General features: G+C 64.4%; 11 protein-coding genes. 3 read left to right on the top strand and 8 right to left on the bottom strand.

Features of this window, described 5'->3' with window-relative positions:
• Both LB569_RS14960 and LB569_RS14955 read right to left on the bottom strand, forming a co-directional pair.
• Complete coding sequence (locus LB569_RS14960; RefSeq protein WP_224692989.1) at window positions 1-1,560, bottom strand: ABC transporter substrate-binding protein; 1,560 nt, start codon at window positions 1,558-1,560, stop codon at window positions 1-3.
• Between the two features lie 298 nt (window positions 1,561-1,858).
• Window positions 1,859-2,851 (bottom strand): dipeptidase, encoded by a 993-nt coding sequence (locus LB569_RS14955; RefSeq protein WP_224692988.1) that lies wholly within the window; start codon window positions 2,849-2,851, stop codon window positions 1,859-1,861.
• 171 nt (window positions 2,852-3,022) lie between these two features.
• Between LB569_RS14955 and LB569_RS14950 the strand changes: the two genes are divergently transcribed.
• Complete coding sequence (locus LB569_RS14950; RefSeq protein ID WP_224692987.1) at window positions 3,023-4,297, top strand: NAD(P)/FAD-dependent oxidoreductase; 1,275 nt, start codon at window positions 3,023-3,025, stop codon at window positions 4,295-4,297.
• Window positions 4,298-4,301: 4 nt separating this feature from the next.
• Here LB569_RS14950 and LB569_RS14945 read toward each other — a convergent pair whose 3' ends face one another.
• Window positions 4,302-5,195: a LysR family transcriptional regulator gene (locus LB569_RS14945; RefSeq protein WP_224692986.1), complete on the bottom strand. Its 894-nt coding sequence runs from the start codon at window positions 5,193-5,195 to the stop codon at window positions 4,302-4,304.
• A 170-nt stretch (window positions 5,196-5,365) separates the two neighbouring features.
• Here LB569_RS14945 and LB569_RS14940 point away from each other — a divergent pair, with 170 nt between their 5' ends.
• Together LB569_RS14940 and LB569_RS14935 are read left to right on the top strand one after the other, a co-directional pair.
• Window positions 5,366-6,655, top strand: coding sequence for an aromatic ring-hydroxylating oxygenase subunit alpha (locus LB569_RS14940; protein ID WP_224692985.1), 1,290 nt, complete (start codon window positions 5,366-5,368; stop codon window positions 6,653-6,655).
• A 90-nt stretch (window positions 6,656-6,745) separates the two neighbouring features.
• Complete coding sequence (locus tag LB569_RS14935; RefSeq protein WP_224692984.1) at window positions 6,746-8,392, top strand: acetolactate synthase large subunit; 1,647 nt, start codon at window positions 6,746-6,748, stop codon at window positions 8,390-8,392.
• A 37-nt stretch (window positions 8,393-8,429) separates the two neighbouring features.
• Here LB569_RS14935 and LB569_RS14930 read toward each other — a convergent pair whose 3' ends face one another.
• The 5 genes from LB569_RS14930 to urtB are packed head-to-tail and all read right to left on the bottom strand — an operon-like array spanning window position 8,430 to window position 12,886.
• The gene (locus LB569_RS14930; RefSeq protein WP_224692983.1) at window positions 8,430-9,599 is read right to left on the bottom strand and encodes a substrate-binding protein; all 1,170 of its coding nucleotides are present in this window, start codon (window positions 9,597-9,599) and stop codon (window positions 8,430-8,432) included.
• A 41-nt stretch (window positions 9,600-9,640) separates the two neighbouring features.
• Complete coding sequence (locus LB569_RS14925) at window positions 9,641-10,342, bottom strand: ABC transporter ATP-binding protein (protein WP_224692982.1); 702 nt, start codon at window positions 10,340-10,342, stop codon at window positions 9,641-9,643.
• A gap of 2 nt (window positions 10,343-10,344) precedes the next feature.
• Entirely contained in the window at window positions 10,345-11,049 is a 705-nt protein-coding gene (locus LB569_RS14920) for an ATP-binding cassette domain-containing protein (RefSeq protein WP_224692981.1), read from the bottom strand.
• Window positions 11,046-12,032, bottom strand: a complete 987-nt coding sequence (locus LB569_RS14915) for a branched-chain amino acid ABC transporter permease (RefSeq protein ID WP_224692980.1) — start codon at window positions 12,030-12,032, stop codon at window positions 11,046-11,048. The genes LB569_RS14920 and LB569_RS14915 overlap by 4 nt, the downstream gene beginning before the upstream one ends.
• Window positions 12,029-12,886 (bottom strand): urea ABC transporter permease subunit UrtB, encoded by an 858-nt coding sequence (gene urtB / locus LB569_RS14910; RefSeq protein ID WP_224538424.1) that lies wholly within the window; start codon window positions 12,884-12,886, stop codon window positions 12,029-12,031. Before urtB ends, LB569_RS14915 begins: the two co-directional genes overlap by 4 nt.
• Window positions 12,887-12,890: the final 4 nt, after the last annotated feature.

Raw genomic sequence — 12,890 nt, 5'->3', positions numbered from 1 at the left:
TCATGCCGGTTTGAAATCGGTGAACACGGGTTCGCCATTCGGCTTCAGGCCGGCCACGACCGAGTCGCGATACATGACGCCGGTCACCTCATGGGTCAGGAAGACGTAGTTGCCGTTCTCCTCCATCAGGTCCTGCAGCTTCTTGTAGATGACGTCGCGCTTGGCCGGGTCGAGCTCGACCATGCCTTCGGCATTGAGCTTGTCGAATTCCTCGCTGGAGAAACGCTCCCAGTTCCAGACGCCGATCTGGTCGCGCGTGAACCAGGCTGTCGCCCAGCTCGGGTCCGGCTGCATGGAGAAGCGGCTGATGATCATCTGCAGCTTGTTCCAGTAATTGCCTTCCTTGGCGCCCAGCGTCCAGAAGGTACCGCTGTCGCTCTGCTTGATCTCGACGTTGAGGCCGACATCCTGAAGGTTCGACTGCACCACCTGCGCGGCGGTCAGCCGCTCTGTCTTGTTGAGGATGTCGAGCGTGATCGTCGTGCCGGCCAGCCCCTCCTTGGCGATCATGTCGCGGGCGCGGTCCGGATCGAAATCGAAAAGGTTCTTGTCGCGATGGCCGGGCAGTCCGGGCGCGATGATGCCGGTGCCGGTGGCGGCCGCGCCGAAATAGGCGGCATCGACCACGGCCTTGCGGTCCACGGCATATTGCACCGCGCGGCGCATGTTCGGATTGTTGAACGGCGCGACGTCCTGGTTCATGCCGAGCCAGACGAAGGCCAGCGAGGGCTTTTCCACCACCTTGGTCTTTGGCGGCGGCGTCTGCTTCAGCCGCGAGATCGAGGACACCGCGGTCCAGGTGTAGTCGAGGTCGCCGGCTTCATAGCCCAGTTCGCCGGTCTTTTCGTCCTCGATCGGATGGATGTGGATTTCGGCGAAGCCGCCCGGTTCGTATTTCCAGTCCGGATTGCGCACCAGCACCGTGCGCTGCTTGGGCAGCCATTCCTTCAAGATGTAGGGGCCGGACTGCGCGACCGGCTTCACGCCCAGCTTGCCGCCGAGTTCGGTGACGGCCTTCTTCGACAGGATGGTGCCGGACGGCGTCGGCAAGGTCGATGTCCACAGCGGCGCGAAAGCCTGCTTGAGATGGATGATGCCCGACAGCTTGTCCTTGACCTCGACCTCCTTGAGCGTCGCCCAATCGCCGGCATAAGGGCTCTTGTTGGCCGGGTCGGCGATGCGCTCGATCGAGAACTTGACGTCTTCCGCCGTCATCTGGCCGTAGCCGTCGGTGAAGCCGATATTGTCGCGCAGTTTGAAGGCGACGGTCAGCGGGTCGAGCTGCGTGATCGTTTCCGCCGCCATCGGCCGCCAGCCCCAGCTATCGCCAGGGGTCGTGACGACGAGCCCGGCGAAAATGACACTGGTGATATCGCCTTCGGGGGCTGCGAGCCGGAAGCAGGGGTCGAGTGTCTGGATGTCGGCGTAGGAGCGTACCTTCAGGATCGGGCCATCGGCCGACCAGGAGATTTTCGGATTGACCATCGAGGCAAGGCCAAAGGCTCCGGCGCCGGCCAGCAGGCTGCGACGCGAAACCCGGGCGTCGGTTAAAATGGACATGCTCTACCCCTCAGCTGTTTTCGTTGTCGTGCTTTTGAGCCGCTGGCCTCCGAGGCCGCACCGAATACTTCGGTCGGCTAAAACTGCTAGGGATAGACATGTATGTCTAGCGAAAATTTTGCTGGCTTGTCCGAATCTTGGATACCGCCGGCCTTGCGCAACAGCGCAAGGTCCGATCCGGCCGCGCAGGCGCTGTGGCCGGCAAGGTGGCAGGGCGCGACATGCGATCGGCTGAGGTGGCGCGGGGTGGTCGGTTATTCTGGCTCAAGAACCGAGGCAGCGCCGCCGCCGCTCCCGGCTATTTCCAGATTTCGGCCGCAAGGCGCATGAAATTGCCGCCCAGGATGTCGCGCACGGCTCTCTCCGACTGGCCGCGACGCAGCAGGACCTGGGCCAGTTCGCGCATCTGACCGGGAGCGGAATAGCTGGTCGCCCCCTCCGGATACTGATCCCTGGGCCAGAACTGCGGATTGTCGGAAATGATGCGGTCGATGCCCTCGACATCGACCGGGAAGGCATAGTCCAGCCCGATGCCGACATGGCGTGGGCCGATCAGGTCGACGAGATACTCGATATGGTCGGCCAGCCTTTCGGAATCCGTCCGACCTTCGCCGAGGAAGCGGTTGAGCCCGACGATCGCGACAATGCCGCCGGTGCGCGCGCAGGCCCTGATCTGGTCGTCGGTGATGTTGCGGCCATGGCCGCACAGCGCCTTGGGGTTGGAGTGCGAAAAGATCACCGGCCTGTTGGAATATTCCATCACCTCCATCGAGGTGCGGTAGCCGGTGTGGGTGACGTCGACGAACATGCCGAGACGATTCATCTCGTCGATCACCTCGCGGCCGAACGCCGTCAGGCTGGTCTCGACATCGTGACAGCCGCCGCCGGCGAGATTGTTCCTGTTGTAGGCGAACAGGATCTGGCGCACGCCGAGCTGGTGATAGAACTCGACCATCTCGATGCGGCCGTCGAGTGCGTTCATGCCTTCGATGTCGAAGGTGATCGCGAGCTTGCCCTCGGCCTTGGCCTTGCGGATGTCCGTCACCGAGGAGACCAGCGTGTAGTGCTGGGAATTGGAAAGAACCCAGTGGCGGAAGTTTGCCAGCGTCCTCACCGTCTGCTCCCAGGGCAACAGATCGAAACCGACATCGATCGACAGATAGTCGATGCCGGCGTCGCGCCAGATCTCGAGATTGTTCAGGTCCGCCGCCGGGTCCGGCATGAAGCCGGAATGCGCGTCCCATATGATTTCACTGTCGAAGATTGCCTGGGCGGTGGTCGAGTTGCTCATTTTTCCTCACTCTCATGGGCCGCGTCGGCACGATGGCATGGCCCACCAGACGGCGTTCCGAACGCCGGATTCCAGATGCAGTGGATATCAACTATCAGGCCACGGACACATGTGTCTAGACAGGTCCGGTCGAGCCTGTATGGTCGCCATCATCGTGCCAAAGGGAGAACGATGATGAGTTCGAATGGAAGCCACGGCGGGGCCGACAACAGGCATATCGTCGTCATCGGCGGCGGCATAATCGGCTGCAGCGCGGCTTTCCATCTGCTCAAGTCCGGCGTACGCCAGGTGACGGTCATCGATGCGGGCCAGCCGGGTGCTGCCACCACCGGCGCCGGCGCGGGTTTCGTCTCCCACTGGTCCGCCGGCATGATCCCGCTCGGCGCGGAAGGTTTTCAGCTGCAGCAATATGGCCTCGATTTCTATCGCCGGCTGCATGAGGTCGGCGTCGAGATCGGCTACCGCCCGAACGGCACCTTGATCATGGCGCTGACAGAGGACGGGCGCGAGCGCTTCGTGCGGCCGGTGCTGGAGTCTGCCTACGCGCCGCCGGAAATGCAGGATCTGAACGCCGCGGAGATCGGGCAGAAGATGCAAGGCCTGATCGATCCCTCCCGCGTCCACTCGGCCGCCTATAATCCGCACGGTATCCAGGTCGATACCTCGCTGGCGATGAAGGTGCTGATTGGCCAGATCGGCGAGCTCGGCGGCATATTCCGCAACGCGACGCGCGTCACCGCCATCCATGATGCGGGCGATCGGGTGACGATCGAAACGGATCAGGGTCGCATCGAGGCCAATGCCGCGATCGCGGCCGCCGGCGCCTGGAACAACCAGGTGATTTCAGGCCTCGGCTGGCGGTTGCCGCTGTTGCGCGTCGTGGCGACACGCATCGTCACCGACAACAGGGGCCTGGCGTCGACGATCCCGACCGTCCAATGCCGCGAATTGCGGCTATGGCTGCGCGAGACCTTCGGCGCCGTCATGTGGGGTACGGGACGGCACTACAAGCCTCTGTACAAGACCGGCGACAGCGAGATCGAGCCCGGCCAGCCGCACAACATGGAGCTGATGCGGGAGACTTTCGACGAGGAGCTTGCCGAACTGCAGGCGATCTTCCCGCCGTTGCGCGGCTCGAAGGTCGCGAGCTGGGCGCAGGGCGTGCCCTGCTATACGCCCGATAATGGGCTTGTCGTCGGCAAGGTCCCGGGCAGCGCCAATGTCGTCGTCGCCGGTGGCGACAATGAGAGCGGGGTGACCCATGGTCCGGGCCTCGGCAGGCTGGCGTCGGAACTCGTGCTCGGACAGCAACCGTTCGTCGCCCCGGCGCGGTTCCGCGTAGAGCGTTATGCATCGGATGCTTTCAAATCGGAGGCCGAGGTCGAGGCCGCCATGCCGGCCTGGGGCGCGCGTCACGAGGCATCGCGATTTGGCCGCGAGACCTGATCTTTCAGCTGTCGCCGACGCTGCCGAGCAGTGCTCGCGCCACCGCCTTGACCGTCGGGCCGGCATTCTTCCTCATCACGATATGGAAGGAGCCGGCGTGACGGCGCGAAATCCTGGTCAGCCGGATGAGCTGGCCAAGACGGAGCTGCTCGTCGGCGAAACCCGCCCAGGCTAGTGCGGCGCCGCGTCCGGCGATGGTCTCGTGGATCATCGACATGTAGCTGGTGAACCGCGGCCCCTCGAGCTTGCGGTCGGTTCCGATCCAGGATTGCCAGCTGTCGATCGCTCTCGGCGGCGTCGCCTGGTGCAGCAGCGGCACATCGAGGAAAGCATCGGGCTCTTCCGATGCAAGTGCTGGATAGCGCGCCAGGAAAGCCGGCGCGCAGACCGGGAACCACTCGCCGTCGAACAGTTTCTCGGCAACGAGGTCGGGCCACTGTTCGGCTTCACCGAAGCGGATCGACAGCGCCACCTCGGGCTGGTCGAAATCCCCGTAGTCGCTGGATGTCTGCAGCAGCACCCGGCCGTCGGCGACCAGCGATGTGATGAGGCCGAAGCGCGGCATCAGCCATGCCTGGGCGAGGTCGTGACTGCAGCCGACGACGAACGTATCGCTGTCGCGCTCGGTCAGCTCCTCGACCGCCTGTCGGATCGTCGTCAGCCCTTCACGGATCGCCCCGGCCAACGCCGTGCCGGCCCCGGTAACGGCAACGCGGTTGCCCCTGCGGGTGAAGAGTTCGACGGACAATTGCCGCTCGAGATTGGCGACATGCCGGCTGACCGCCGATTGCGCGATGTTGAGCTCCTGCGCGGCGGGCGTCAGCCCGCCATGCCGCGCGGCGGCCTCGAAAACGACCATGGCGTTGAGTAGCGGCAGCGATGTCTTGAGCGTCTTCACAGCAGGCCTTCATGCTTTTTCGATATGAAGGTCTATCATTTCTGTATTTGCCGCAAGCACTTCCACATCGCAAACTCTATCGAAACGTCATCCTAGCGCCAGCGTGCGGAAAGGTGTTTGCCGTGCAGGCCTACACACAAAACAGCCAGCTATTGGACCGAAGCGAGGTCGTGCGCCTGATTGACCGACAGCGCCAGGACTGGTCGCTGGAACAGGCTTTCTACACGGATCCGGCGATCTTCGCGCTGGAGCGGGATCTGTGGTTTCCGCGCCAATGGGTGCTCGTCGCCCATGCCAGCGAGGTGCCCGAGAAGGGGCGCTATATCGTGCGCCAGCTGTTCGACGAGGAGATCATCATCGTGCGCTTCGGCGACGGCGAGGAGGACATCGCGGCCTACTACAATGTCTGCACCCATCGCGGTTCGCGGCTCTGCACCAAGGATGGGCGCGGCCAGCTCCTAGTCTGCCCCTATCACGCCTGGTCGTTCAGGCTGACCGGCGAGTTGCAGTCGCGGCAGGATCTGCCGGAAAACGTGGACCCCGAGGCATTGGGGCTGCACCGCGTGCCCAGCAAAAGTTTCGGCGGCCTCGTCTTCTGTGGCCTCGATGCCAGTTCCTTGCCCGACATAGAGCCGGTCGCCAAGGGACTGACGGACGGGTTACGCGAAAACGGCTTCAACCGTGCGCGCATCGTCGCGCGCAAGAACTATCTGACCAAAGCCAACTGGAAGCTGGTGCTCGAAAATTTCCTCGAATGCTACCACTGCCGTCCGGCGCATCCCGAATATTACCGTGTCAACGGCCATGTCAAAGTGACCGCGACGCGCGATGCCGACAAGGCGGTCGCGTGGCAGAACGAAATCGAGGCATGGCACAGCGTCATTGGCGACGCCGAATTCCACAAGGGCGCCTGGCAGGCGGGCGACATCGACACGATGCCGTTCGCCATGCATCGCAAGCCGATCGGCTCGGGGCGCAAGACGCTGTCCAACACGGGCGAGGCAGTCTCGTGCCTGATGGGCGGCCGCAGCGCCTATGATGGCGGTGAGAGCGGCTTCCGCCTCGGGCGCCTGTCGTTCGCCAGCGCTCCCAACGACTATGTCACGCTGTTCCAGATGGTGCCGCGCAATGCCATGGAGACCGACGTCATCGTGACCTGGCTGGTCGACAAGGATGCCGATAGCGAGGTCGACGCCGACGCCATCTCCTGGATGTGGGACGTGACCACGGTGCAGGACAAGAAGATCACCGAGGACAATGCCGACGGCATCCTCTCGCGCGCCTACCGGCCGGGACCGTACACACCGCTGGAAAGCCAGACCTCGTTCTTCGTCCAGACCTATCTGTCGGAGCTGCGGTCGCTCCTTACCGGCACGCGTGGCGCGCCGCCTAGCAAATGGTCGGCGCCGGCGCAGCTCTTTGCGTCGCCCAAGGCGGCGGGGTGCGACACGCCGCTTTGATCCGCGCTTTGAGATCGCCTCTTTGAGGTGTCGCGCTCCAATGCCATATGAAGGTGGCTGACGGAATGCGCATCGCAGGAGAGACGGTTTATGACCAAGGGTTCGGATCTTTTCGTGGCGGCTCTGGAGAACGAAGGGGTCGATCGGATCTTCGGCATTCCGGGCGAAGAAAATCTCGACGTCGTCGAATCCATCCGCCGCTCCTCGATCCAACTGATCCTGACCCGCCACGAGCAGGCGGCCGCCTTCATGGCCGCCACTTATGGCAGGCTCACCGGCAAGCCGGGCGTATGCATCACCACGCTTGGCCCGGGCGCGCTCAATCTGACCACCGGTGCGGCCTATGCGCTGCTCGGCGCGATGCCGATGATCATGCTCACCGGCCAGAAGGGCATCCTTTCGTCGCGCCAGGCGCGCTTCCAGATCGTCGACATCGTCGCCGCGATGAAGCCGCTGACCAAGCTGTCGCGCCAGATCGTCTCGCCCAGGATGATCCCCTCGCTGGTGCGCGAAGCCTTCCGCGTCGCCCAGGAGGAGCGCCCCGGCCCCGTGCATCTGGAACTGCCGGAAGACATCGCGGCGGCGCAGTGCGATCCGGTCGCGCTGGTGCCGACGCACCCGGTCGACCTGCCCATAGCCGGCGCGGACGCGCTCGACCGCGCCGCTCGCATGATCATCGAGGCCAAGCGTCCGCTGCTGATGTTCGGCGCCGCGGCATCGCGCCCGCGCGTCACCCCCGACATCGCCCAGTTCGTGCTGCGCACGCAGATTCCCTATTTCACCACGCAGATGGGCAAGGGCACCGTGCCCGGCGGCACCGAACTCTACATGGGAACGGCCGCATTGTCGGAACGCGACTATGTCCACGAGGCCATCGAGCAGGCCGACCTGATCATCACCATCGGTCACGATACGGTGGAGAAGCCGCCCTTCATCATGGGCGCCAACGGGCCGAAGGTCATCCATGTCGGCTATCACTCAGCCGATGTCGAGCAGGTCTATTTCCCGCAAGCCGAGATCGTCGGCGACCTCGGCCCGTCGCTGGCGCTGCTGGCCGATCACGTCGAAGGCAGGATCCCCAACGCGCAGGCCTTGCTGCCGCTGCGCGAAGGCATTTTGAGCCGCATCGCCGCGCGCGCCACCGAAGACCGCTTCACGCCGCAGCGCATCGTGCACGACGTGCGCGCCGTAATGCCGGCCGACGGCATCCTCGCGCTGGACAACGGCATGTACAAGATCTGGTTCGCGCGCAACTACCGCACCCGGATGGCCAACACGCTGCTGCTCGACAATGCGCTGGCCACCATGGGCGCCGGCCTGCCGTCGGCGATGATGGCGGCGCTGCTCTATCCCCAGCGCCGTGTCATGGCCATCGCAGGCGACGGCGGCTTTATGATGAACAGCCAGGAATTGGAGACCGCCGTCAGGCTCAAGCTCAACCTCGTCGTCCTGCTGCTGGAAGACCATGCCTATGGCATGATCCGCTGGAAGCAGGCGGTCGACGAATTCCCGGATTTCGGCATGACCTTCGACAATCCCGACTTCGTCAAATACGCCGAAGCCTATGGCGCCAAGGGGACCAGGGTCGGCGCGATCGCCGACCTGCAACCGACGCTGGAACAGGCCTTCGCCGGCGGCGGCGTGCATCTTGTCGTCGTGCCCATCGACTATTCCGAAAACACCAAGGTGCTTGTCGACGAATTGCGCGAGCGGCTGCCGGCGCCAAAGGCGAGCTGACGGCAGCGGCAACGCCGCCGTCAGGCTTTGTCGAGGGCTACAGCGTGCAGTAAGGCGTTACCGGCGCGATGGTGCCGAAATCCTTGGCGATCTCGTAGCCGATGCCGTCCGCCGCCGCCTTGCCGACATAGGAATGGCAGAGCGTGTGGTTGTTCGAGGCATCGACGCGGATTTTGCCCTGCGGCGCGTCGAACTCGATCGTCGGCAGCGCTTTCAGCACATCGTCGTCCTTCAGCGAGCCGGCTTTCTCGGCGGCCAGCGCGTAGAGATGCAGGCCGTTATAGCCAGCCTCGCCGATGCCGTTGACCATCTTCTCCTGGCCGAATTTTTCGCGGAAGCTCGCGATGAACTTCTTGTTGACCGGATTGTCGAGGGCCATCCAGTAGGGTTGCGGCGCGTAGGTGCCGGCGGCGACACCCGGCGGCAGCGCATCCTTGTTGAAGACCTCGTCGAGCGGCGCGATCAGCGGCTGCTTGATGTCGAAGCTACGATACTGCTTGAGCTGGGTGACGGCGTCATTGCCGACCACCATCGACCAGACGACATCGGGCTTCAGCGATTTGATCTTCTGGAAAGCCGGGCCGAAATCCGTCGTACCGAACGGATAGTAGTCGGCGCCGATGATCTTGCCGCCGGCCTTTTCGTAGGCAGCGGTGATCGCCTCGGTCATCTTCTGCGGCCAGGCATAGTCGGACGCCATGATGTAGATCGTCTTGCCGAGATTCTCGGCCACCCATGGCATCATCGGGTCGACCTGCTGCATCGGGATCGGCCCGGTGGCGACGAAGTAGCGGTTGCACTCGCCACCCTCGAAATTGGTCGGGTAGAAGAACAGCTTCTTGGCCTTCGACGTCACCGACAGCGTGGCGCTGCGCTCGGGCGAAATGATCGTGCCCATGATCACGTCGACCTTGTCCTCGTTGAGGAGCTTGCGCGCCTTGTCGATCGAGCCCTTGGTCGTGGTCTGGTTGTCCTCGATGAACAATTCGACCTGGCGGCCGCCAATGCCGTTGGCGGCGTTGAGTTCGGCGGCGGCGAGCTTGTAGCAATTGAGCAGCGTCTCGCCGAGGATCGCTTGCAGGCCGGTGATCGGGATCGACAGCCCGACCTTGACCGTATCGGCGGCGCGCAGGATCGACGGCGCGCCGACCATGGCAAAGGCGGCCGCCGCGCCGCCGGATTTCAAAACAGTTCTTCTGCTTATCATTGTTGTGTTCCCTTCCAGTCCAGGCGCGCCCCATGCACGCCTTACAAAGCCAGGAGATCCTTCAGCAGGCTCTCGTCGGCGAATGCTTCGGGCGTGCCCTCGTGCACGATCCTGCCCTTCTCCATCACCAGGCAGCGATCGGCCGCCTTGAGAACGAGGTCGAGGTTCTGTTCGACGAGGACGATGGCGATGCCGCGCTCGCGGGCGATGCGCGGCACCAGTTCGGCGATCGACTGCACGATGTTGGGCTGGATGCCTTCCGAGGGCTCGTCGAGCAGTAGCACCGATGGCAGGCCGCACAGCGCGCGGCCAATCGCCAGCATCTGCTGCTGGCCGCCGGAGAGCGTGCCGGCGATTTGCGCCTCGCGTTCGCGCAGGATTGGAAAATATCCAAAAATGTCGTTCGGAATGCCGCCGTCGCCACGATCCCGGGCGGCGCGGGTGCCGACCTCCAGGTTCTGTCGCACGGTCAGCTGGTTGAAGATGCCGCGCCCCTGCGGCACATGCGCGATGCCAGCGCGCGCGCGGCGGAAAGCCGGCGCGCTGGTGAGATCCTGGTCGCCGAGAACCACCGCGCCGCCGCTCGCCTTCAAGCCGCCGGCGATGACGCGCAGCAGCGTGGTCTTGCCGGCACCGTTGCGGCCAAGCAGGCCGACGACTTCGCCCGGCGAGACGCTGAGGTCGATGCCGTTCAGCACCGGAAGCAGGCCGTAGCCGGCGGAGACGGCAAGCGTGCGCAGCATGGTCAGCGCCTCCCCAGATAGACGTCGCGGACCATTTCATCGGCCTCGATGTCGTGGAAGGGACCGCTGCGCAGCCGACGCCCCTGATGCAGCACCAGCGTCTCGCAGTTCAGCGCCCGCACGAAGCGGATGTCGTGTTCGACGGCGACGATCGAGAACTCGCCCTTCAGCCGCAGCAGCATTTCGGCTGTGGCAAGCGTTTCCTGCGGCGTCATGCCGGCGGTCGGCTCGTCGAGCAACAGCAACCGTGGTTCGATCGCCAGCGCCATGCCGATTTCCAGCCACTGCTTCTGGCCATGCGCCAGCGCGCCGGCCAATGTGTCGGCACGGTTGGTCAGCGCGACCAGCTCCATCAACTCGCAGATCGGGCGAGCCGGCGAGGGGGCGCCCCATCGTGCGACCTGGAGGTTGTCCTCAACCGAGAGGCTGGGAAAGACGGAGGGAATCTGGAACTTGCGGGCGATGCCGAGCCGGGCGATGCGATGCAGCGGCAGGCCGGCAATGTCGTGGCCGAGGAGGCGCACGCTGCCGCTGGTCGGCCGAAGCGTACCGGTCAGCACGTTGAGGAATGTGCTCTTGCCGGCGCCGTTCGGCCCGATGATGCAGCACAGCTCCTTGTCGCGCACCGTCAGGTTCAACCCTTCCAGCGCCTGCAGCCCGCCGAAGCGGATGCCGACATTTTCGGCCTGGAGCAGGACGTCGCTCATCGCGCCTGCCTCCTGCCCTTGAACAGGCTCTTCAGCCGCGCATGGATCGACAGGATGCCGTCCGGCAGCACAAAGACGATGATGACGAAGACGCAGCCGAGCAGCAGCGGCCATAGGCTTGGATTGAAGCTGCTGATCGTCTGCTGCGCGCGCTGGATGAAGATGGCGCCCAGCACCGGACCAAGCAGTGTACCGCGTCCGCCAACGGCCACCCAGACGATGACTTCCGTCGACAGCAGCAGCCCGGAGAGATCTGGCGCCACAAGCCCGGCCATGCAGACATAAAGCGCACCGGCAAGACCGGCGATGGCTGCTGAAAGGATGAAGGTGACGAGCAGCCGCAGCGGCGCATTATGGCCGAGTGCCGCCGCCCGGACCTCATTGTCCTGGATCGCGGTCAGCACCGTGCCCCAGCGGCCACGGCTGATCGACCACAGCACCAGCACGACCACCGCGACAATGGCCGCGACGAAGATGTAGCTCGGCAGATCCTGGCTGAGATCGACATGCAGGCCGCCGAGATCGAACGCGATCGGCGGGATGCCGATCAAGCCGCTGTCGCCGCCGGTGACCGAACTCCAGGAGACAGCGGCCTGCTGGCAGATCACGCCCATGGCGAGCGTGACGATGGTGAAGTAGCTGCCGCGTATGCCGCCGAAGAACAGGAAGTAGCCGATGATGGCCGCGACGAAGGCCGCGCCTGATATAGCGCCCATGATGCCGAGCAGGCTGCCGAAAGGAACGGCGTCGTTGAGCGTCACCAGCGCCATGATGTAGCCGCCAATGCCGAAGAAGGCGGCGTGGCCGAAGCACAATATGCCGGTCCGGCCCCAGAAGAAATCGAGGCTCGCCGCGAACAGACCAAAGATCAGCGCATCGCGGATCACCGTCAGCTGGTAGCCGTCGGCGATGAAGGGATAGAGAACCGCGAGCGCCACGCAGACGGCGAAGATCAGCAGCCAGTTGCGGTCGCGGGCGATCATCGCGACGCTCCATTGAACAGGCCGTTTGGCCGCAGCCGCACGGCGACGATGGCCGCCAGCAGCACGATCGCCTGCGCCAGCGACGGCGAGATCTGGTAGTTGAGGATGCTGGTCAGCCCGCCGACGAAGACGCTGCCGGCGACGAGGCCGCCGATCGAGCCGACGCCGCCGACGATGACGACGAAGAAGGCGTTGGCGAGATAGTTCACCCCCATCTGCGGCAGCACGATCGCCAGTGGCGCGACCAGGCCGCCGGCCAGGCCCGCGATTGCCGCGCCGAAGGTAAAGGCGATGGCGTAGGTGCGGCGCGTGTTGATGCCGACGCCCTCGGCCATTTCGCGGTTCTGGATGACGGTGCGGATGTCGAGCCCGAAGGATGTCCGGCTGATCAACAGGATGACGCCGAGCAAGGTCGCCATGGCGATGCCGATCAGGATCAGCCGGTAGGCGGGATAGACGGTGAAGAACAGGTCGAACGTGCCCTCGATCGGTGGCGTCACCGGCTTGGCACCGAGGCCGAAGGTCAGTTCCAGCCCTTGCTGCAGGATGAGGCTGACGCCCCAGGTGGCGAGCACGGTCGAGACCGGCCGCGAATAGAGATGGCGGATGATGGCGAATTCCAGGATACAGCCGACCACCGCGCCGGCGATGGGGGCGGCAAGCAGCCCCAGCCAGAACGAGCCGCCGATGCTCTGGACGAAATAGACCGCGAAGGCGCCGACGGTGACGAATTCGCCATGCGCCAGATTGGTGACGTTCATCAGGCCGAAGCTGATCGCCAGCCCGAGCCCGACCAGCATCAGGATGCTGATCAGCGTCAGCGCGTTGAGCAGCGTGGTGACGGCAAAGTCCATCGCC

The sequence above is a fragment of the Mesorhizobium sp. BH1-1-4 genome (assembly GCF_020165665.1).
GTDB lineage: Bacteria > Pseudomonadota > Alphaproteobacteria > Rhizobiales > Rhizobiaceae > Mesorhizobium.
This window is presented reverse-complemented; position numbering and strand designations above follow the sequence as displayed.

What these genes read in the sequence shown, in the direction of transcription:
- LB569_RS14915 (WP_224692980.1), bottom strand. Translation starts at nt 12,032, where the DNA reads ATGATCGCCCGCGACCGCAACTGGCTGCTGATCTTCGCCGTCTGCGTG.
- LB569_RS14935 (WP_224692984.1), top strand. Translation starts at nt 6,746, where the DNA reads ATGACCAAGGGTTCGGATCTTTTCGTGGCGGCTCTGGAGAACGAAGGG.
- urtB (WP_224538424.1), bottom strand. Translation starts at nt 12,886, where the DNA reads ATGGACTTTGCCGTCACCACGCTGCTCAACGCGCTGACGCTGATCAGC.
- LB569_RS14960 (WP_224692989.1), bottom strand. Translation starts at nt 1,560, where the DNA reads ATGTCCATTTTAACCGACGCCCGGGTTTCGCGTCGCAGCCTGCTGGCC.
- LB569_RS14950 (WP_224692987.1), top strand. Translation starts at nt 3,023, where the DNA reads ATGATGAGTTCGAATGGAAGCCACGGCGGGGCCGACAACAGGCATATC.
- LB569_RS14955 (WP_224692988.1), bottom strand. Translation starts at nt 2,851, where the DNA reads ATGAGCAACTCGACCACCGCCCAGGCAATCTTCGACAGTGAAATCATA.
- LB569_RS14930 (WP_224692983.1), bottom strand. Translation starts at nt 9,599, where the DNA reads ATGATAAGCAGAAGAACTGTTTTGAAATCCGGCGGCGCGGCGGCCGCC.
- LB569_RS14920 (WP_224692981.1), bottom strand. Translation starts at nt 11,049, where the DNA reads ATGAGCGACGTCCTGCTCCAGGCCGAAAATGTCGGCATCCGCTTCGGC.
- LB569_RS14925 (WP_224692982.1), bottom strand. Translation starts at nt 10,342, where the DNA reads ATGCTGCGCACGCTTGCCGTCTCCGCCGGCTACGGCCTGCTTCCGGTG.